16 protein-coding genes are annotated in these 19,349 nt (G+C 43.7%); all 16 read right to left on the reverse strand.

The genetic code is table 11. The features are described from left to right. Positions 1 to 12: 12 nt before the first annotated feature. The 16 genes from G460_RS0106295 to G460_RS0106370 all read right to left on the reverse strand — a co-directional run bounded on the left by G460_RS0106295 (position 13) and on the right by G460_RS0106370 (position 19,312). On the reverse strand, positions 13 to 1,209 hold the full coding sequence (locus tag G460_RS0106295; protein WP_035464051.1) for a hypothetical protein: 1,197 nt from the start codon (positions 1,207 to 1,209) through the stop codon (positions 13 to 15). Next, positions 1,187 to 2,065: a formate/nitrite transporter family protein gene (locus G460_RS0106300; protein ID WP_211226739.1), complete on the reverse strand. Its 879-nt coding sequence runs from the start codon at positions 2,063 to 2,065 to the stop codon at positions 1,187 to 1,189. The genes G460_RS0106295 and G460_RS0106300 overlap by 23 nt, the downstream gene beginning before the upstream one ends. A 58-nt stretch (positions 2,066 to 2,123) precedes the next feature. Beyond that, positions 2,124 to 3,140 carry a hypothetical protein gene (locus G460_RS0106305; RefSeq protein ID WP_026954561.1) on the reverse strand — a complete coding sequence of 339 codons (1,017 nt, stop codon included), beginning with the start codon at positions 3,138 to 3,140 and terminating at the stop codon, positions 2,124 to 2,126. An 82-nt stretch (positions 3,141 to 3,222) separates the two neighbouring features. Next, positions 3,223 to 3,618, reverse strand: coding sequence for a group III truncated hemoglobin (locus G460_RS0106310; protein ID WP_026954562.1), 396 nt, complete (start codon positions 3,616 to 3,618; stop codon positions 3,223 to 3,225). 9 nt (positions 3,619 to 3,627) lie between these two features. Beyond that, positions 3,628 to 4,869: an alkaline phosphatase family protein gene (locus G460_RS0106315; RefSeq protein WP_245578706.1), complete on the reverse strand. Its 1,242-nt coding sequence runs from the start codon at positions 4,867 to 4,869 to the stop codon at positions 3,628 to 3,630. An 86-nt stretch (positions 4,870 to 4,955) separates the two neighbouring features. Then, positions 4,956 to 7,316, reverse strand: a complete 2,361-nt coding sequence (locus tag G460_RS0106320; RefSeq protein ID WP_026954564.1) for a tetratricopeptide repeat protein — start codon at positions 7,314 to 7,316, stop codon at positions 4,956 to 4,958. 37 nt (positions 7,317 to 7,353) lie between these two features. Continuing rightward, positions 7,354 to 7,881, reverse strand: a complete 528-nt coding sequence (locus G460_RS0106325; RefSeq protein ID WP_157366876.1) for a GNAT family N-acetyltransferase — start codon at positions 7,879 to 7,881, stop codon at positions 7,354 to 7,356. Next, positions 7,871 to 8,482: a hypothetical protein gene (locus G460_RS0106330; protein ID WP_026954566.1), complete on the reverse strand. Its 612-nt coding sequence runs from the start codon at positions 8,480 to 8,482 to the stop codon at positions 7,871 to 7,873. The genes G460_RS0106325 and G460_RS0106330 overlap by 11 nt, the downstream gene beginning before the upstream one ends. Then, positions 8,479 to 9,093, reverse strand: coding sequence for a DUF998 domain-containing protein (locus G460_RS21540; RefSeq protein ID WP_051315945.1), 615 nt, complete (start codon positions 9,091 to 9,093; stop codon positions 8,479 to 8,481). The genes G460_RS0106330 and G460_RS21540 overlap by 4 nt, the downstream gene beginning before the upstream one ends. A 9-nt stretch (positions 9,094 to 9,102) precedes the next feature. After that, positions 9,103 to 9,687: a YdeI/OmpD-associated family protein gene (locus G460_RS0106340; protein WP_026954567.1), complete on the reverse strand. Its 585-nt coding sequence runs from the start codon at positions 9,685 to 9,687 to the stop codon at positions 9,103 to 9,105. A gap of 22 nt (positions 9,688 to 9,709) precedes the next feature. Next, a complete protein-coding gene (locus tag G460_RS0106345; protein WP_026954568.1) occupies positions 9,710 to 10,270 on the reverse strand; it encodes a sugar O-acetyltransferase in 561 nt (186 codons plus the stop codon). Positions 10,271 to 10,384: 114 nt separating this feature from the next. Next, entirely contained in the window at positions 10,385 to 11,527 is a 1,143-nt protein-coding gene (locus G460_RS0106350; RefSeq protein ID WP_035464057.1) for an efflux RND transporter periplasmic adaptor subunit, read from the reverse strand. Next, the gene (locus G460_RS0106355; RefSeq protein WP_026954570.1) at positions 11,527 to 15,849 is read right to left on the reverse strand and encodes a CusA/CzcA family heavy metal efflux RND transporter; all 4,323 of its coding nucleotides are present in this window, start codon (positions 15,847 to 15,849) and stop codon (positions 11,527 to 11,529) included. Before G460_RS0106355 ends, G460_RS0106350 begins: the two co-directional genes overlap by 1 nt. Positions 15,850 to 15,919: 70 nt before the next feature. Further along, positions 15,920 to 17,308, reverse strand: coding sequence for a sensor histidine kinase (locus tag G460_RS0106360; protein ID WP_026954571.1), 1,389 nt, complete (start codon positions 17,306 to 17,308; stop codon positions 15,920 to 15,922). Further along, a complete protein-coding gene (locus tag G460_RS0106365; RefSeq protein WP_026954572.1) occupies positions 17,305 to 17,973 on the reverse strand; it encodes a response regulator transcription factor in 669 nt (222 codons plus the stop codon). The genes G460_RS0106360 and G460_RS0106365 overlap by 4 nt, the downstream gene beginning before the upstream one ends. A 91-nt stretch (positions 17,974 to 18,064) precedes the next feature. Then, on the reverse strand, positions 18,065 to 19,312 hold the full coding sequence (locus tag G460_RS0106370; RefSeq protein WP_026954573.1) for a PepSY-associated TM helix domain-containing protein: 1,248 nt from the start codon (positions 19,310 to 19,312) through the stop codon (positions 18,065 to 18,067). Between the last annotated feature and the right edge of the window lie 37 nt (positions 19,313 to 19,349).

The raw sequence follows: 19,349 nt of genomic DNA on the forward strand, positions 1-19,349 counted from the left end.
TCTTTCTTATTCTTACTTCGAGACAGAAATAGCAATGAAATAATAGCAATTTCTGTCTTCCTCAACTCCAAAATAATCCTGATCTTTCAAACCAAGCAAAGTACCTTCAGGACTCAAAAAACTGGAATAAATCACACCTTTGGGAAGTTGGATATCGTTTTGAATTAAGTTAAACTCATCATCCAAAAGAGCCAAGAAATAAGGATTGGAACGTTGCATCGCCATTCTTCCATGCATGCTATTCAAATCGAAGTCTTTGATCTCATCTTCTTTCAGGCCTTTCTTATAGAGCACAAAGTATCCATCACTTGTCGGGATAATCGATTGGATATTTCCAGAAACTGATTTGGCCCGCAACTCATCATACTCGTCAATTTGGTCAAATGGAACCCCGACTGCAGGCACGGCATCCACCACATTAAGATCAACTACTTGACTGAAAACAATTTCATTATCAACTTCCTGATAAAGGAAAAATTTCATTTCTCCTCTGAAATATAGCATCCAATTCTTTCCTTCTTTGGTGACTGTAGGAAACATCCAATTATAGAACTTTCCATCTTGGTAAATAGACTCTTTAGGAAATTCCATGGTCAACCTACTCTTCATTGTCATGGTGTCCAGCACCTCTAAGATGGGTTGCTGATAGATTTTTTGAAAACCGGTTTCATAAAACTCGTCCCAATCTATATCCTCTTGAGAAAGCTCTTTCTCTGGTCTTACAAATGCTATTTCATTTTTAAATGGAAAATAAGGATCTCCTGCTATACCGTTGAGGTAAAAACCATAAACCGGGAAATCGATTTTCTTGACAATTTCACCATCTCCATTTAGATGAACAATCTTACCCGGATTTTCTAGAATACGGACCTCTCCATTTTCAAAATCAAGCGAGGTAATGGACCCAATTCGATTAGGACCGTCAGATGGAATATCGAACTGAGATACTATCTCCCCCTTTTTTGATATCAAAAGCAGATCTCTTTGTCCAGTTCCCCATGACATATAAGTTTCTGATTGAAAATCATAGTCTAATAGCCACAGATTTCCCAAGTGGTCAATCAGCAAAGAATCCATAATCCTGGCTTCGTAGGAAGATAAATTCACTGAGTCACGGTCTCCATTTGGATTACAAGCAATGGATCCTGACAGTACAAAAGCTACAAAGCAAAAGCGTAAGATGATCTTACTTCCCAATATTGAATACAAAAGCTCTGTATTTGAGTAGTGCGACAAAAATAGCTCCTCCAAGCGCGTTGCCTATCAACGCTGTAGACTGAAAAGTCAGGTAATCCCCTATTCCAATCTGATCTGAAGTGATCGTTCCTGCAAAGACTTCAATATTGCCGATAATGCTGTGATGAAGACTTGTAAAAGACAAAACCGATGTGATCAGAAAAATAACTACAATCTGACTGATTGTATCTCGAAAAGAAGCCAGCAACCAAGATAGCAAGCCCATCAGCCAGCCCGCGAGAAGTGCACTGACCAGTATTACCGGAACTTTGGCATCTATGACATGCAGGGCGATCGTCTCGATGACTCTCAGATCAAAAATCCCCAATCTTGGCCCCAGCCAAATCAGCAAAAGTCCAATAAAATATCCACCCAGTAGATTACCACTCACCACCAAGCCCCATAAGCGAAGCATACTGGAGAGACTTCTTTTCTTATTCAATACCGGAAGCGTCAACAAAGCCGTCTGTTCGGTGAATAGAATGCTCTGCCCCAAAACTACCAGAATAAATCCCAATGGATATACCAGTGAAATCATCTTAAAAATCGAATCTTCCTCGACCTTTCCCTCCAAAAAGAAAAACAAGCTACAAAGTAGAAGATAGCTAAAACCGATCTCCATTCCTGCAGTCAATGAGCTCAGCAGTATCGAACTAGAGCTTTTATCATACGTTTCCAGTGCATCGGTAATCTGATCACGCAGGATTTCTCCATGAGTTTTGGTTCCGTCTTTTTTCTCATTTTTGGAACTCTGGATTTCCCGATCAATTTCTCTTTGACGCTGCTTTTCCAGCTGCTCCGGGGAGATTTCCTTTTTCTTCCACATCATAGTCAATGCTTTTATTGCCCGATTTTAAGGATATTCTGGATAAGCTCAAAGACTTTCACTAAAAGCTTCGACAGTCCGCCAAAACTCCCTTTTCAAAGGCTTTATCATTTCCGATCAGTGCAAAAAATTCCTTCAAAAATCGCTCTATTTCCTTGAGCTCGCCTGAAGACAGCCAAGTACCGTATTCAGTAGCAATCTCATAAAATCGACTTTCCTTATCCAAAAACTCCTGCCGGACATGCTGCATCAGAGGCTCCGGTCGGCAATATCCCCGGTACAATCGCTGCTTTACATTCTCGATCCCCAGTTTGGGATTGACTTGAGCATAGGGAGGATTGACCATCCCCGTCATATCAAAATCATAGGCAAGCGGTACGACAGTTTGCTCATCGAGCTGCAGTACTTTCTGGTTATGTTTGAATAGGCCTGAATAATCTGTATTACCGATCATATACTGAAACATATCATGCCGCACCGCCGCAGAGTCTTCCAGCAAGGCACTGATTATTTTACGGTCATCGGCAATATCGCCTTCAAATCTATCTGCTACGTCATCATCATCTTCGATCAAAAAACCAAGTAGCTCCACCTCTCCTTTCTTATCATCTTCATTTTCAAAAAATATTCTGACCATCCGAGTGGAAAAAGTATAGGCCGTGACCTCCTCCATCATCTTGTAGCACATCAGCTCTTTGGCCACATAGCTATCAGCCTGATTTGATTTGGCACAGGGCATGACGAGTTTGATGCTTTTATTTTGCTCAAAGACTGTCCCTGCTCTTCGTTTTTTCTTAAACTTCAGTCGCAATGGCGGATAGTAGCAATTGGTCAGACGAAAATTGCCCCGAGTTCTCATTTCTACTTCAATCTCCTCCCATTCGCCCAGTTCGTTTTTAAATGAAATCACCTCATCCACATAAGTCGAATCATTGCTATCCTTTCGAATATCTTTGACTGAAAACTTCATTTTCAAATCCAAAATCTCTTCAGATTCAAACAAAGGAGTCTGCGGAAAGGCCGACACGCTTGCCAGAAAGAGGAAAAGTGACAGAAGAATGAAGTAGCGATTTTTCATGGGCTCCAAAAAGAATTGACTTGGCTATCTTGATTTCGTCCATTCAATCTACAAAAAATACTGAATACTGGGAAGCTACCGATCAATGAGGCCTGGCCTCCCAAATCCTCATAAATAGCATGTGGGCCATGCGCCGGGCATGCTCTTTGGCATATTCGGCATGCTCTCCTTCAAAATAGCGATTGACTGTATCAAACCACAACTCCAGCCAATTCCCAAAATGTGCTTGATCGATCCTGTGCTCTACCTGTGCATCTACTTCCCGATGTACCTTCGTTGGATTAAACTTGCCTCTTCCTGGGCCAGTTTGGAGCAATATCATCTCCCAAAAATCACTCAGATGCTCCAGATGCGTGTCCCAGTCTTCTACTATTTGGTTGAATATAGGCCCCAACGAATCGTGCTCACGGACTTTGTCATAAAACCTGCGAACCAAAAAATCAACTTCCTTTCTGCTTTTGATCTCTACTCTATCCATTTTTCACCATCAATCTATCACTGCTTGTAGGACTTCTACTCTGCCATCGATATCAGAAGGAACGGGAAGGCCCAAAAGTTCACAGATCAAAGGATAGATATGAATATTTTCAAAGGAGTCAATAGTGAATCCCTGCTTGATGCGCGGCCCCCATGCATAGAAAATACCGTGCATTTCCGGATAATCCGGACTATACCCGTGCTCCCCAAAGTTACCGGTTTTAGCCATTGCTCCTTTGTTTTGATAGCGGAAAAGCCCCCGGCTGTCTGTCAGATAATATCCCAAATCCGGAATAATCAACAAATCTCCCATAAGGTCCTGGTGCAGACTCAGATCCTGGTAATATTCTCTATCCTCCACATTGATGACATGTATATGCTCTCCTCGCGACTCGATGAGCCGGATCGTTTCTTCTTTGTCTACTCCATCTTTCAGATGCAGATGTACCAAAGCTCCTGAATTGACCACTCTGGCAGCTATTCCTTCTACCAAAGGCTCCAGATTGAGCAGCTTTTCCTGAGCTACTTCAGCCATCCCATGATCCGACACCAATACAATGGAAATCGGCAAATCAAAGCTTTTGACACCTTCGAATAAGGCCCCCAGTTCTGCATCCAGTCGAGTCAGCGTTTTCTTGAGCTGTTCGTCATTATGTGGTCCATAGAGGTGTCCTGTATCATCCATATCAGAAAAATACATGGTAATCATCTGAGGTCGCTCATCATCCGGTAGCTGTAGCCACTCAAAAACCTGTGCTATCCGAGTGAGATTAGGAACCGATCCATCGTAATCGAAATAATAAGAAGGGCTGACTCCCTGGATATCCGCTTCACTCCCAACAAAGAAATAGCTCGCAGATTTCTTGTCATGCTGCTCCGCCAAGACCCAAAGAGGCGTACCTCCGTACCACGATCCGTCCGTCACAATGGCACGGTTGGAAATGGAATATTGCTGGTCTTTGGTAGGGTTGTAGAAATTATTGTCCACCACACCATGGTGCTCAGGCTTCATCCCTGTAGCGATGGTATAATGATTTGGAAATGTCTTGCTGGGAAAAGAAGGGATCAAACTCTGAGCTGCAGTACCCTGCTGGATGAGTTTGGTGATATTCTCTGGCTGAAAACGCTCCACATAGTCATAGCGAAATCCATCCAAAGAAATCAAGATCACAATGGGCTGTTTTTCTTGTGCCACTGCTGAAACTCCCAAGAGTATCCAAGCGACTGCAAACACGAGCGACTTTCTCATCATTTTTTCTTTAAAATTACTCCTGCAACTCTCACATGACAAAACAGAATAGGCAAAAATCCAAAATTTCACAGTTTGGAAACGCAGACTTATTGGTTCAGAAGGTTTTGGTAGTAGTTCATCCGATCAGTATTGCCGGTGGCCTTGTTGAGCAAATAAAGATTGCCGATTACAGGACGACTCGATCCATAGTTCAGCGCATCTTCCAATACTTGAATAGCCTCCTTTTCCTTTCTCTGGAGAATCAGCGCCGTCCCCAGATTGACTCTGGCAGAAAAAGGATCCTCAGGATCGGACTGAATCGCCGCTCGGAAATACTGCTCAGCCTGTGGATATTTCTTTTCCTTCAGCAGAGCAATAATTCCCAAATTGGTCAATACGACATGATTATCCGGAATGATAGCATATGCTTTGGTGAAGCGCTGTTTGGCAGCTAGGGTGTCCCCGATCTCTATCAGTGCCTTCCCAAATGCAGCATAATAATTAGGGAATCGACTTGCTCCATCCAATTGATTGTAGTCTTCCTCCACCTTCTCAAATTGGGCGATGGCATCCTGATATCTCTCTTGAGCAAAAGCCTCATTTCCTTTTCGCAATTCCACCGCAAACCGTGTTTCCTCGACGCTAAAAGTAGAATCCTGCACCTGAAGCGCTTCGGCCTTGTCGAGCATTCCCTCTTGGGTGTAGAGATAGGCCAAAAGCTTATCGATTTCCGGATCTTCTTTGTATGATTTTGACTTTTCAAAGGCTAAGATCGCGGCGGCATTTTGATCCAATCGAAAATAAACTTGAGCCAAATTCTTATACGTGGCATAGTAGTCTGGCCGATCAGCCTCCAAGGCTTTGAGGTACATTTCTCTCGACTGCTCATAGTCTCCCTTGGCAAAGTGAATCATTCCCAATTTGAACCACGCATAGTGGATTCTCGGAGCTTTTTTGACGCTCGCTTCGAAAAGCTCCATTGCCTGCGTGGAATCTCCCATGGCCAGAAGTACCTCCGCGTAGGGACTCAAGTACTGAGAAACTCCGGCGTTGGGACCCAAGATTTCAAAACTGTTTTGGTAGTGGTTTAAAGCCTCTTGAAAATAGACTTTGGAAGAATCTTCGTCGGTCTTCTTCAAGGCATTGCCTCTTTGACGAAGTTCTTCAGCATACATCATGTGGGTTCGCCAGCTCTTTGGTGAAGTCTTGACTCCGGAAGCCGAAAGCGTCAAATTACTTTCCCAAACCTGAGAGCGACTATATGTTTTCCATGAGAAAGCCAGCAAAACCGGCAGCATCAATAGAAATAGAAATTGTGGTCTAGCCCAGCGTTCACTTAGTTCTTTCAATCCAAATCCTATCAAAATACAAAACGCCAAAGAAGGGATAAACATAAAGCGCTCTCCGAGATTGGAACCGATGATCAAAGAAGTAGTCAAATTGGCAAAAATGGAAAAAGTCGCCAAGTAAAATATAATCCCGAAACTGAATAGACTCCTAGTTTTTAACCCTTTGACAGCACCATAGATCAAGCCAACAAATAGCAAGAGAGACAACCATACCCAAGGACTGGAAAAGGTCTGGATTGAGATCTGGTTGAATGAATAATCCCATGACAAAGGATGCGGAAAGAAAAGCAACTTGACGTACTGTAGATAGATATACAAGTTGGTAGCCAAAAACTCAGCCCCGTTGGCCAAGTATAGGATGCTATTAACCCCGCTGGTATAGGAGAGATCGACAGGATCCAAGACTACCGCCCTGATTCCCAAGTAAAGGATTACCGGGATCAAAAATGGCAGCATTGACTGGATGCTAGGTACTAATTTTTTATGATCAAAAAACCAGGAGATTGCCACCAAAACAGCTAGAAGCGGAATACTTTCTTCTTTGGAAATCAAAGAAAAGAAAAACAAAATCAAGATTGCAGCCCAACGCAATGGGGAAATCTGAGAGCCTGACCTGACCCAAATCAATATCGATGAAAATGCAAAAACAGCCGAAAGCAAGGTGTCTCGACTTTTGACAGAGGCGACTACTTCGGTATGGATCGGGTGCAGTGCATACAAAGCCAGAATCACAATCAACACCCAATTCGGAATCTGCCTCTTGCGAAACAATTCTAAAAGCAGCAAGCCGATAACCAAGAGTAATACGAAATAGAGGACGACATTTACCCCATGCCCTACTCCCGCTTTGAAATCACCCACAATTGCATGCTCGATAGCAAAAGTCAATAGTGACAGAGGACGATATATACTGGTATTGGACGGGCTGATCTCTATGAAATTCATTGAGCCATATTTGAATAGCTCAGTCCATTCATCCAGTCCTTTTTGGGTCACACGGTTGAAGTAGGTATAGATCCCATCATCTGCCGAATAGCCAAAACCAAAAGTCTGGAAGTAGATAGCCGCTCCCAAAATCGCTATTCCCAAAATCAAAAGTTTGGGATTCTTTAGTTCCATAGTCACTTGATTCAAAGTCAAATTTGAATATAAGGAATCAAGCCAAATCTATCCGCATCAAATAGTCTGTTTGGATTTCATCTCCAAAAGGAAAAGGATGGGAACCGAAGATTTTCAGTCCATTTTTCTCATAGAATCGAATGGCACGGGCATTCTTTTCCCAGACACCCAGCCAGAGGTATGATTTTCCTTTTTGTTTGGCAAGAGCTATATTCATATCTAGCAATTTCTTTCCCACGCCCAGTCCCAGATAGTCCTCTAAGACGTATAGCCGAGCCACTTCCAGACTATCTGGATCATGAATATCTGTCTGAGAAGGCACTTCATTTACTTTGGTATAGCCAATGATTTGGCCGGCTCTATCTACTACAAAAAACTGTGAGCCATCGTCTCTCCATTCCTTTTCAAACTGTTTTTCAGTAAAGGCCTCATCGAGATAGTAAGCTACATTCTCAGGTTTATTTCCTTCAGTAAACGCCTGCAAAAATGCCTTTCGGGCCATTTGGACCAATTGTCCTATCTCTTCCTGCCTGACTTCTCTGATATGTATTGATTCAATTGGCACGATTCAGTTTTTTAAGTGCTACTTGGATTTGACTCAGTGGATATTCTCCCAAAATGCCTCTGAATTCCCCGCTCGGATGAATCACTACGAAACTCCCGCAGGGATAGGGATACCGAAAAAACTGATCTTGGAAGACATGATCCGGATCCGGAATCCACGCCACTTTATCTCCATATTTTTCCAGTCCGTGAGGATTGCCATAGATATAGACGGGAGGAGCAGCATTTCCTTTTTGTGCCCATCTGGACAAAGTCTTATGCTCTTTAGCAATGGACGAAGAGTTGTTCCCTTCTCCAGTCGAATTGCATTCATCCTTGCCAGGATAATAAATGACTATAAGTGATAGACCTTGTTCCAGAGCTTCAGAATTCCCAGTTTTTTCAAAAAACGGTGTAGGGTCTACCTTGCCAAAAGGCATTCTGTGAACGAGAGTTTTACCATTATCTCCATCAGGAATTCCGAAATATGGACCTTCCAAGATTTGCTTTTCAAAATATTCCCTGCTGACTTCGCGGCCCATTTCATCCTGATAGCCGGTTTGTGCATGAGTGGAAAATGAAATCACGAAGAGCGGGATAAATAAAACAACTTGAAAATTCATTGAATTGATTTTGCTGTTTGGCCAAGATCTGACCACAACCCCAAAGATGTCAAAAAGGTCCAAAAAAACACCACGGAAAACACCAATCTATGGGTCACTGTCATGGAATAAAATCCAAAGACGAATCCAAAAATAGATATCACTATTGCGCCTGCCGCAAGATTTGACAGGATTTTTGTTTGTGGACTAATCCCAGATATGGCACTTATTTTAGCCAAGCCAAACATCCAGCAGGCCAAGCCCAAACAAACTGCAAGTATGTGAAATTTGGAAACCAAAGCCTCCGGGTTATTCATGCTTATCGGAATCGAAATGAGTGAAAAGCCTAGCCCAAACCCTCCCAAAAGAAATCCCACCAGTCTGTTTTGGATAGTTGCCCCATAGCAATAACCAAACACCGCCAAAAGAATCCCGACCAGAAAAAACCCAAGAAGATTCCAGAGGAAAGCATTAGGCTCACCTGCCGCTCCCAATTTGCTCACATAGTCCTCAAGGAAATCAAAACTTGGATTTGCTTTACCAAACACCCAAAACAAGATACAAAAGGTAATAGGTGCTAAAACTCCAGTAATTTGAGCCAAATGAGAATATTTCAACTTTGATTGACTCATTGTTCCTTCTCAATCATTTAGTCCTTTCCCTTGCAATATGGCCGGCTTCTTCTTCTCGACTCTTGATAGTCTAGTCTTGGATTGTTTAGCCTGCGAAAAGTATAGCAAGTAAGCTCTCTGCCTACCCGGCGTGAGGGATTCAAAAGCCTTTTTCAATAGTTCATCTTCCTCCAATGCATTCTTAAATTCTTCTACCATTTCGAATTCGGTAGTTTTTTTCAACTCCACCTTGACACCGGCTTTTTCTACTTCTATCGCTTGAAAGAGATAAGATTGGATTTCTTCTTTTTTGCATTGAATCTCCTTCAGGTTTTCAAATCGTATCTGGCGAGCGGCTTGTACATTCTTTGTTTGCTGAATGAGCATCCCATGTACATCTTCGAGCAAGGCCCCTTTATGAAAAAGAATAGCACAATAATCCTTGAATCCATGAATCAGGGCAACATTACTCCCTTGAAAAGTGTAGCAAGGACAACCCCATTTCAGTTCTTCCTTGAGCCCGGTCTTGAGCACAATCTGACGTAGAGCGTGATATGCTTCCTGCCACTTCGATGGTTTGTCAAAGAAAAAATCAAGATTTGGGTTTGTATCCATAGAATTTAGAGAAAAGCTTTTCCTACTCATTCAATTGCCGGATTACTCTGCAGGGATTTCCGGCTGCAAACACATCTGATGGAATGTCTTTGGTCACCACGCTGCCAGCTCCGATGACACTACGATCTCCGATAGTCACTCCAGGACAAATCACGACATTACCTCCCACCCACACATCTTCCCCAATGGAAATCGGCCGAGCGGATTCCAATCCTTTGGCCCTCTCATTAGCATCCATCGGATGAGTGGCAGTGTAAATCTGGACATGAGGACCAAACATACTGCGATCTCCGATCAAAACAGGCATCACATCGAGCACCACACAGTTGAAATTGAAAAATACCTGATGACCGATCTTTAGATTGTATCCATAGTCGCAAAAGAAAGGAGGCTGAATACACAAGTCTTCGCCGGCATTGGGAAGCCATTTGCGTAAGGCTTCCTCCCTTAGTTCCAATTGATCTTCTCCGGAATCATTGAACTCTTTCTGATGCAGTCTCGCTTGGAGGCGATCATACACCAACTCGGGATCCGATGCATTGTAAAGATCTCCCGCTAGCATTTTCTCTTTCTCGGTTTTCATGATTTTTTTGGGCTATTGCCAAAAATTACAAAAACCTTCCAGAGGGATCAACTAAGCTCCTAGAAAAACTGTCCGGCTAACATCAACTCTATTGAGGTTTCCTGTCGTGTGAACTTAAAGCAGATTAAAAATCCCTTTGGTCAAGATTTTTTGATCAGGTCCTATTTCCGAATGTGGCTTGACGTGCACCAGTCCATGCTGTACTTCTCCAGTATCTACTTCCACCTTTTTCAGGGCAAAGCCACCATTCTCTTCTGACACCAAAACAAGAATATAGTTTTTTCCATTCTCCTCACCCACGGCCGTTTCTGGAAGTGCAAAACCCTCGATGGGTTCGAGCTGAACTCTTGCCTCCAAGTACATCCCAGGTACCAAGGAACTTTCTGCTACTTTGTCCACCATATCTGCATGGACATTAAGCTGACGCTGTGCATCTATCGCCTGACCGATCACGTGGATTTCAGCATCCATGACTTTGCCTGGTTGATCCGGAAAATTGATCTTGACGGCTTGTCCTACTTTCATTTTGGATGCATCTTTTTCGAAAACTATCAATTCGATATGCAGGTGTTCTTTGTTGAGAAGCGACATTGCTTTGCCGGAAGCAGCCAAATAAGCTCCAGGGACTACAAAAACCTCCTGCACAAAGCCATTGATGGGCGATACCACGGGCACTTTTGAGCGGATACTTTCTGGACTCAGCTGATCTACATTGATCTGTATCATTTTCAACTGCTGCCTCAATGCCGCAGCTTTGGCAAGTGTTGCCTGATAGTCTGAATTGGCTTTGAGATAATTTTTCTCCGCAGAGATTTGCTCCGCAAAAAGGGTCTTCTGACGCTCATATTCAGCTTTCAGATAGTCCAATTGACTGGCCGCTTCCAAGTAGTCCTGCTGAAGCTTGACAAATTCGGGACTTTCCAAATAAAACAAAACTTGCCCTTTTCTGACTTCCTGCCCCTCTATTAAGCTGAGCCCTGACACATAGCCTCCATAAAACGGGGTAATCTCCTGCATGCCTTCTACTGGGATTTTCACAGCTCCCTGCAATGCCAGCTCTTCAGAAAATTCTTGTCTTGCAAGGCTACCCCAGGTCATCTTCATCGTTTCAAATTGCTTCTGGGAAAGAAAAAGCGTACCTGGATCTGAATTTTTCTCAGACACTTGAATGGATTCTTCCTGCCCGGATTGAGAACCGCAGGAGTAGAAGGTCAGCGATAATGCTATGACTGTAATAGTGAAAGATCGGGTATGCATCAGAATGTCAAATAAGTTAGCTCTAGAATGGATCGCTGGTTGTCCAGCTTACTTTGTAGGTATTGGAGTCGGATCGTCCGTGCATTTTCTAGCAGTTGGACGAATTGCAGAAAATCTATTTCTCCATTTTTAAAGGATTGATTGGCTTGATTTTGAAGCTGCCGAGAAAGCGTCTCTCCTTCAGATTCGTAGTAGTCGATCACTCTCTTGTTTTGTGCCAGAGAAGTCAGCAACATTTCCCTTTCTGTATCCAGCTTCAGTGAGTAGGCAGCAGCTTCGAGAGCGATCTGCTCTTCTTTCAGTTGACCTGCTTTCACCTTTGCCTTTTGACTGCCAAAGAAAAGAGGAATCCCAAGTCCTGCCTGAAAGCCAGGGTAGGCTTTAGCTCCCGGCTCTGGATTGGTACCTCTAAAGACATCAATCGTGATATCGGGTAGCATGGATCGCTTTTCGGATTGAACTTCATAAGTCGCCTCTTCTATCCCCGCGGCATACCACTGCAGTCCGGGATGAGATGCGACTGTCTCAGGAACTTGTAAATCTGGAAACGAATCGGGCAAGAGCAAGTCACCTTCAAGACGAAGAAGACTCTTTAGCTGAGCTTTTGCTGCGGCAAGCTTTTGAGCAGCCTCATTTCGCTGCAATGCCAACTCTTTTTGCTTGGAATCAGCCGTCAACTTTTCCAGAAGGTTGCTCTCGCCCAGTTCAAATTTCCGATTTGCTGCCCGGGAAAATTCCCCGTACAGACTGTCCAAAAAGATATAATTTCTTTCTGATTCCTTCCAATAAATCGCCTCTACGTAGTGAAGGCTCACGGCTTTTTCTACCGTCAATTGCTTCATGGCCAATTGAGCATAGGATTTTTCTGCTCTGGCCTGATACAATTTGTTTTTAGCTCCATAAAGGGAAGGAAAGTCAAAGCGCTGCTGGATACCCCATTTGCGATTGTAAAATCCGTTTTCAGCGATATCATTTTGATCTTCGGCATAGTAGACATTGGTTTTGTCTAGCTCCCAACCTGACTTAGAATATGCCTCTGCGCTTTCACTAGCCAATTTTTCAGCCTGTAGATCTAGATTTTGACTGCGAGCCAGACTCAAAGCAGAATCGAGACTTAGAGGAACAGGATTTTGAGCTGCTAGGTCTTGAATTCCTGCAACAGTCAAAAACAGCAGCAACAGTCCAAGTTTTGGTATGGATTTGCCAAAAGATTTTTTGGAATTGAACATACTATATAAAACAGGAAGTACTACTAAAGTCAGGATGGTAGCTGAAAGCAAACCTCCTACTACTACTGTAGCCAAAGGCCGCTGTACCTCAGCACCTGCCGATCCAGAAACTGCCATGGGTAAAAATCCTAATGCAGCAGCCGAGGCAGTCAACAGCACAGGTCTCAGGCGTTCTTTGGCACCGGTAATCACCAAATCCCGAAGCGAGTCAAATCGGTTTTCCATGGATTTGAAATGCTCGATCAGCACGATGCCATTCAATACGGCTATTCCAAACAAGGCGATAAATCCCACACCAGCAGAAATACTGAAGGGCATATCACGTACCCAAAGCAAAAACACTCCACCTATCGCTGACAGTGGGATGGCAGAATAAATCATGATCGCATCCTTTGCTGAAGAAAATGCAAAATAAAGGAGGATGAAAATGAGAATCAGAGCTATCGGTACAGCGATGAGCAAGCGGGATCTCGCCTGCTGAAGATTTTCAAATTGTCCGCCATAGTCTACTCTATAGCCTTCAGGGATTGTGACTTTGGTCCGGATTATTTCCTGAATATCATCTACTACTGACTGCAAATCTCGGTTTCGGACATTGACGCCGATCACGATTCTTCTCTGGGTGTCGTCCCGGGATATCTTGGCGGGTCCTTTGGTATAGGTGATTTTGGCGAGTTCGGACAATGGAACAAACCCACCTTCAGGTAATTGGATTGATGCATTTTCCAGATGTGAGATATCTTTTCTGAAAAGCTCTTCAAACCTGAGCACCAAGTCAAATTGTTTCTCTCCTTCGAAGACTGTTCCTGCTGACATACCGGCAAAACCCATTGTCACCACTTCATTCAGATCGGAAATATTCAATCCATACTTGGCTATTTTCACCCGATCATACTCGATTTTCATCTGGGGAAGACCATCTACTTTTTCCAAAATAATATCAGCAGCTCCATCTACACCCTGGATCGCAGACTCGATCTCCTCTGCTGTAGCCAGTAGGACATCCAGATCTTCTCCAAATACTTTGATGGCAAGATCCGCCCTTACACCTGTAATCAACTCATTGAAGCGCATCTCTATCGGCTGAGTAAATTCATAATCCAATCCGGGAATAGCTTCTAGAGCTTCTTTAAACTTTTCTGCCAATTCATCTTTGGTCTCTACTGTAGTCCATTCGGAAGGCGGGTGCAGAGTGACTATGACATCGCTCTCCTCCATGGACATTGGGTCTGTCGGGATCTCGGCTGCTCCGATCCGCGTCACTACCTGATCTACTTCCGGAAATTCCATCAGAATCCTCTCCATTTCGGAGACCACTTCCACAGTCTGAGTCAGCGTAGTGCCCGTCTTGAGCACAGGCTGAATTACAAAATCTCCCTCATCCAGTGTCGGGACAAATTCGGATCCCATCGTACTGAATAACAATACAGCGCCTAGTAGCATGGCTCCTGCAAAAGCCAAAACAACTTTTCCATGATCCAAAGCCAATCGGATCGTGGGATCATACACTTTGGTAAGGCTGCGGATGATGCGCACAGATATATTTTTGGGACCTTGCTCTGTGGATTTCAAAAACAAAGCGGAGGCTACGGGCACATAAGTCAAGCCCAAAATCATCGCACCTATGAGAGCAAAACTAAAGACCTCAGCCATCGGACGAAACATCTTCCCTTCCACTCCCGAAAGAGACAAAATGGGAATAAAAACAATGATGATAATGATCTGGCCAAAAATGGCCGAGTGCATCATTTTGGATGAACCTTCCAATGAAATCTCATCCTTTTTCGAGCTCTTTTCGGCAGGAGTCATTCCAGCCAAGAGACCTGAAGATTGGGTGAATTTGAAAGCGATATACTCGACGATGATCACAGCTCCATCGATGATAATCCCAAAATCAATCGCTCCCATACTCATCAGATTGGCATCTACACCAAAGATATACATGAGAGAAAGCGCGAAAAGTAAACTCAAAGGAATCACCGAAGCCACCACCAAGCCGGATCGGAAATTGCCCAACAAAAGCACTACTACAAATACGACGATCAGACAACCTAATATGAGGTTTTCGGCAATCGTAAAGGTCGTCCTACCGATCAGGTCTGAGCGATCCAAAAAGCCGTTGATATAGATTCCTTCTGGGAGTGAGGTTTCCATTTCAACAATCCGCTCTTTGACCAGATCGATGGTTCTTTTGGAGTCTGCCCCTTTGAGCATCATGATCTGTCCCAATACTTTTTCCCCTTCCCCATTGGCGGTGATGGCACCAAACCTATTGGCATGGCCAAATTGGACTGTGGCAATATCCCGAACATATATGGGAGCGCCATTTCTTTGCTCCACCACTATCGAACCTATATCCTCTAGGCTTTCGACTAATCCTTCTCCGCGGATAAAAAAGCTTTCGTTGGTCTTTTCCATATAGCTGCCACCTGCGATCGAGTTGTTTTGTTCCAAGGCTCCAAAAATCTGATGCAAACTGACCCCCATCGCTCTCAATCGCTCCGGATTGATGGCGACCTCGTATTGCTTGAGATAGCCTCCCCAGGTATTGACTTCAATCACTCCCGGAATACCGGCCAATTGTCTGCGAACTACCCAATCCTGAATAGTTCGTAGATCTGTAATGCTATACTGATCCTCGTAGCCCGGCTTGACATCTATGACGTATTGGTAAATCTCTCCCAAACCCGTAGAAATCGGCCCCATAAATGGTTTGCCAAAACCTGCCGGAATACTTTCTTCGGCTATTTTCAGCCTTTCTGCAATCAGCTGTCGAGGCAAGTACGTTCCCAAATCATCCTCAAAAACAATCGTGACTACAGACAGACCAAATTTGGAAACAGATCGGATTTCCTTTACCCCTGGTAGATTGGCCATCTCCAGCTCCACCGGATAGGTTAGGTACTTCTCGACATCCTCCGTGGCAAGATTGCGGGAGGTAGTGATGACCTGCACCTGATTGTTTGTCACATCAGGTACTGCTCCTATCGGGATATTGCTCAGGGCATAAATCCCAAAGCCTATCCAGATCAAAATAAAAACCCCAATAAGTAGCTTATTGGAAATACTCCATCGAATAATTGAGTCTAGCATCGGATACAAATTGTATCACAAAGATCAATCAGGTCCCTTAGGATGCTCTTAGGAAAAACTTAAGATTTGCTTAAGATTGAAGTGCGGCTGGAAAAATGATGGCAAAGGTCGATCCCTGATTTTTTTGGCTGGTCACTTTGATTTGAAGGTCCATTTCAGTTGCCACTTTTTTCACAATAGCCAATCCCAGGCCTGTTCCTGGCCTTGCCTCCACGTTTTCCTCTTTTTCTCTAAAAAATGGATCAAAAATCCTCTCACGATTTTCCTCGGAGATTCCTACACCCTGATCTACCACTTTCAATTCCATTCCCAACACTCCGGGGCATAGCTTCACCAATACTGGCGTGTTATTTTCAGAATATTTCAGGGCATTATCTGTCAGATTATTAAGGATAAGCCGCAGCGCTTTTTCATTCGTTTGGATAAAAACTGGAGATTCAAATTCAGACTCCCAGATGATGCGCCTACCACTTTGCTCAGCTTTTTCATCGGCATATTCCTGACAGAAAGTATTCAACTCACACTCTTCCAAATCTGTCATTTTACCCAGCTCAGCTCTTGCCAGAGCCAACAATTGATCTGTAATGGCTGTCATTTTATCGATCGATTGCAGTGCTGTCTGGATTTTTTGGACATACTCTTCCTGACTTCTCGGCTTACGGATCAGCACTTCCAAGGTGCCTCTAAGTACAGCCAAGGGCGTTCTCAACTCATGGGATGCATCCGAAGTAAATTGCTTTTCCCTCTTCAGGGCACTTTCCAAACGATCGAGTAGTTTATTGATCGCAATAGAAAGTTGGCCTATTTCATCGTTGGGCTTGATCAGCGGAATTCGCTCATTGAGATTGTTTTGAGTGATCTGATTGGCTTTCTTGATAATAGAACGGATGGGTTCTATACTTCTGTCGGCATGATATCTCATCACCAAAAAGACAGAAATCAAAATACCCGGATACAAGATCAGCAGTACATTTCTTAAGTTCGTCAATAGTACACTGATATCTTCGTACGATTTTGCCACCAATAGATAGCCTTCTTTTTGAGAGCCATTCATCAAGGGAATCTGCATCTGCCTCATCTCACTGGAGCCGGACCGGTGTACCCAGGCTTCTCCACTTCCAGCTCTTTCAGGAAAAAAACTAAGATGATTTTCCCGCAAATTAGGAGAGCGATCCATGCTTTCTCCCGTCAAGTCTACGATTTCAATAAAAATCGGATTGAGCTGAAGCTGGGTATGCTCCTGCTCCTGCCACTCATCCTTGTGGGAAAAACGAATCTCTCCGTCCACAATGAAAATCTGACTTTTATGCTTGTCTGTCTCCAACTGCAACTCACGGTCGATGGAGGAAACCACCGTCACCTGAACTACGGCATAGATAATCCCAAATACCACCAAAATAATCAAAGCCGTGACGGCCGTGAGACGAAGAGCGATCTGTTGTTTGTAACTATTTTTCATAGTTCTCTTGCCATATATCCCACTCCACGTACTGTTTGGATGTAATCTTCCTCCTTGTTGAGATGAAGTTTTTTTCGCAGAGAATTGATAAAAACATCGATCACGCCAGTATTGTATTCAAAATGAATATCCCACACACTTTCAATGATTTTGGTTCTGCTGCAAACTTTGTTTTTGTGGCGAATCAAATATTCTAGCAGAGCAAATTCCTTTTGGGTAAGGTTGATTTCCATCTCACCATGATACACCTGAAAGCTCGACGGCAGCAAACGGATCGGCCCCAAGGACAATTCTTCCTCCCCTATTTTTCTGGTTCTCAGCTGGACTTTGACCCGCTCCAACAGCTCTTCGAAATGGAAGGGCTTTTTGATGTAATCATTGGCTCCCGCCTGCAATCCAAAAATAGTCTCATCGACGGTATCTTTGGCTGTCAAAAAAATAGCAGGAGTAGTAGTGTTTTCCTTTCGAAACTGCCGCAACAACTCCACGCCACTCAAGCCCGGCAACATCCAATCCAACAACAGTAGATCATACACGCCAGACAGAGCCAGCTCCAAGCCAGCTCTACCCTGCTCGGCTAGATCGACTACAAAGCCTTCTTCCTCCAATCCCTGCTTGAGAAAATTGGAAATCCCAGGTTCATCTTCTACTACGAGAATTCGCATCAAACAAAATTCAGATTTAGGAACATGCAATCCAGCAATTCCTCCTTAAATTTTGCTTAAAAATTCAGAAATCAACCAACCAGTCGAAAGTTTATGCTGCCTGAGCTACTTTTTGCTTGGCATTGCGGCGGTTTCTGGACGGTTTCTTTTTCTTCTTATTCAGCCAGATCAATGTACCAGTAATCGGAAGAGAGGTAGCTATTAAGCACCCTAAAAACCACAAAAACTTGGTAAATGGACCGAAAATCTCCCCTGTATGGAGACTTTTCACCGATCTGCCTACCTGCTGACGAAAACTCATATCGGTAAATAAGGTCGTCTTGTTCACTTCCAAACTAGCCTGATCCAAAGTCACCTGATCCGATCCAGATCTTGCAAAGAATCCAGTCTGATACTTGGTAGCTGAGATTTCATCATCTCCACTGGAAGGCAGTGAAATCCTCACATTTCCATCATAGTCCAAGGTTTCATTCACCTTCGCCAATGCTTGATCCAAAGAAAAATCTAGCACAGGTATGGACTCTTTCGCTTCCTGCTCTTCACTTGGGCCTCCACCTCGTTGACCTCTTCCCCCGCCATCGCGTGGTGGGCTATAGGTGTCCCAGGTTTTCTGCCATCCCTCTCTGTACCACTCAAACGACCAGAAAAGTCCTGTCGCAGCCATTACAAAAAGAATAAAGAGAGAATAAAAAGCGAGTGTATTGTGCAAGTCGTGGTTGACACGCTTCCAATTTGCATTCCATTTGATCTTGAGCCCCTGTCTCCAGCTCTTAGCTTTTTGAGGCACCCAAACAACAATCCCTGTGATCACACCCAACAAAAACAAAGAAGTAGCGATCCCATTGATCAATCTGCCCAAATCACGATTGCCCATGCTTTCTAAAATAGGCTCCTCAATCTTGTCGATCAAAAGCCATCTATGGAGCGAAAACATATAGCCCATAAACTCGTCAGCTGCTGTCTTTTCAGAATTGTCTCCGATGATCTCAGCTGTATAGGGGTTGACATAGTAGGTGGTACCTCTTCCTTTTTCACCTTCCTTGAGATGTCCTATTTGCAAAGTTCTGTCTCCATCATCCATGACAAAGACAGAGGTGATTTGACCACCTAGCTGACCCTCCACTTTATTTTTCACCTCATCCAAAGGCAAAGCCTGACCAGCTTCTTCAATAAAAAACTTCTCAGAACTAGCCCATTCCCGGATTTCAGAATTATAGACGTAGATCGTTCCGCTCAAACAGACGGCGATCACAACTAATCCTGAAATCAATCCGGCCCATAGGTGAACTTCCCTGAAGGCTGATCTTATTTTTTTCCAAAGTGATGAGTTCTGTGACATTGATGAGTTTATTTGGATTTGGTCAAAATTAATAGAG

The organism is Algoriphagus vanfongensis DSM 17529 (assembly GCF_000429465.1).
In the GTDB taxonomy this organism is placed as follows: Bacteria; Bacteroidota; Bacteroidia; order Cytophagales; family Cyclobacteriaceae; genus Algoriphagus; species Algoriphagus vanfongensis.

What these genes read in the sequence shown, in the direction of transcription:
- G460_RS0106300 (WP_211226739.1), bottom strand. Translation starts at nt 2,065, where the DNA reads ATGATGTGGAAGAAAAAGGAAATCTCCCCGGAGCAGCTGGAAAAGCAG.
- G460_RS0106305 (WP_026954561.1), bottom strand. Translation starts at nt 3,140, where the DNA reads ATGAAAAATCGCTACTTCATTCTTCTGTCACTTTTCCTCTTTCTGGCA.
- G460_RS0106310 (WP_026954562.1), bottom strand. Translation starts at nt 3,618, where the DNA reads ATGGATAGAGTAGAGATCAAAAGCAGAAAGGAAGTTGATTTTTTGGTT.
- G460_RS0106315 (WP_245578706.1), bottom strand. Translation starts at nt 4,869, where the DNA reads ATGATGAGAAAGTCGCTCGTGTTTGCAGTCGCTTGGATACTCTTGGGA.
- G460_RS0106320 (WP_026954564.1), bottom strand. Translation starts at nt 7,316, where the DNA reads ATGGAACTAAAGAATCCCAAACTTTTGATTTTGGGAATAGCGATTTTG.
- G460_RS0106330 (WP_026954566.1), bottom strand. Translation starts at nt 8,482, where the DNA reads ATGAATTTTCAAGTTGTTTTATTTATCCCGCTCTTCGTGATTTCATTT.
- G460_RS21540 (WP_051315945.1), bottom strand. Translation starts at nt 9,093, where the DNA reads ATGAGTCAATCAAAGTTGAAATATTCTCATTTGGCTCAAATTACTGGA.
- G460_RS0106340 (WP_026954567.1), bottom strand. Translation starts at nt 9,687, where the DNA reads ATGGATACAAACCCAAATCTTGATTTTTTCTTTGACAAACCATCGAAG.
- G460_RS0106345 (WP_026954568.1), bottom strand. Translation starts at nt 10,270, where the DNA reads ATGAAAACCGAGAAAGAGAAAATGCTAGCGGGAGATCTTTACAATGCA.
- G460_RS0106350 (WP_035464057.1), bottom strand. Translation starts at nt 11,527, where the DNA reads ATGCATACCCGATCTTTCACTATTACAGTCATAGCATTATCGCTGACC.
- G460_RS0106355 (WP_026954570.1), bottom strand. Translation starts at nt 15,849, where the DNA reads ATGCTAGACTCAATTATTCGATGGAGTATTTCCAATAAGCTACTTATT.
- G460_RS0106360 (WP_026954571.1), bottom strand. Translation starts at nt 17,308, where the DNA reads ATGAAAAATAGTTACAAACAACAGATCGCTCTTCGTCTCACGGCCGTC.
- G460_RS0106365 (WP_026954572.1), bottom strand. Translation starts at nt 17,973, where the DNA reads ATGCGAATTCTCGTAGTAGAAGATGAACCTGGGATTTCCAATTTTCTC.
- G460_RS0106370 (WP_026954573.1), bottom strand. Translation starts at nt 19,312, where the DNA reads ATGTCACAGAACTCATCACTTTGGAAAAAAATAAGATCAGCCTTCAGG.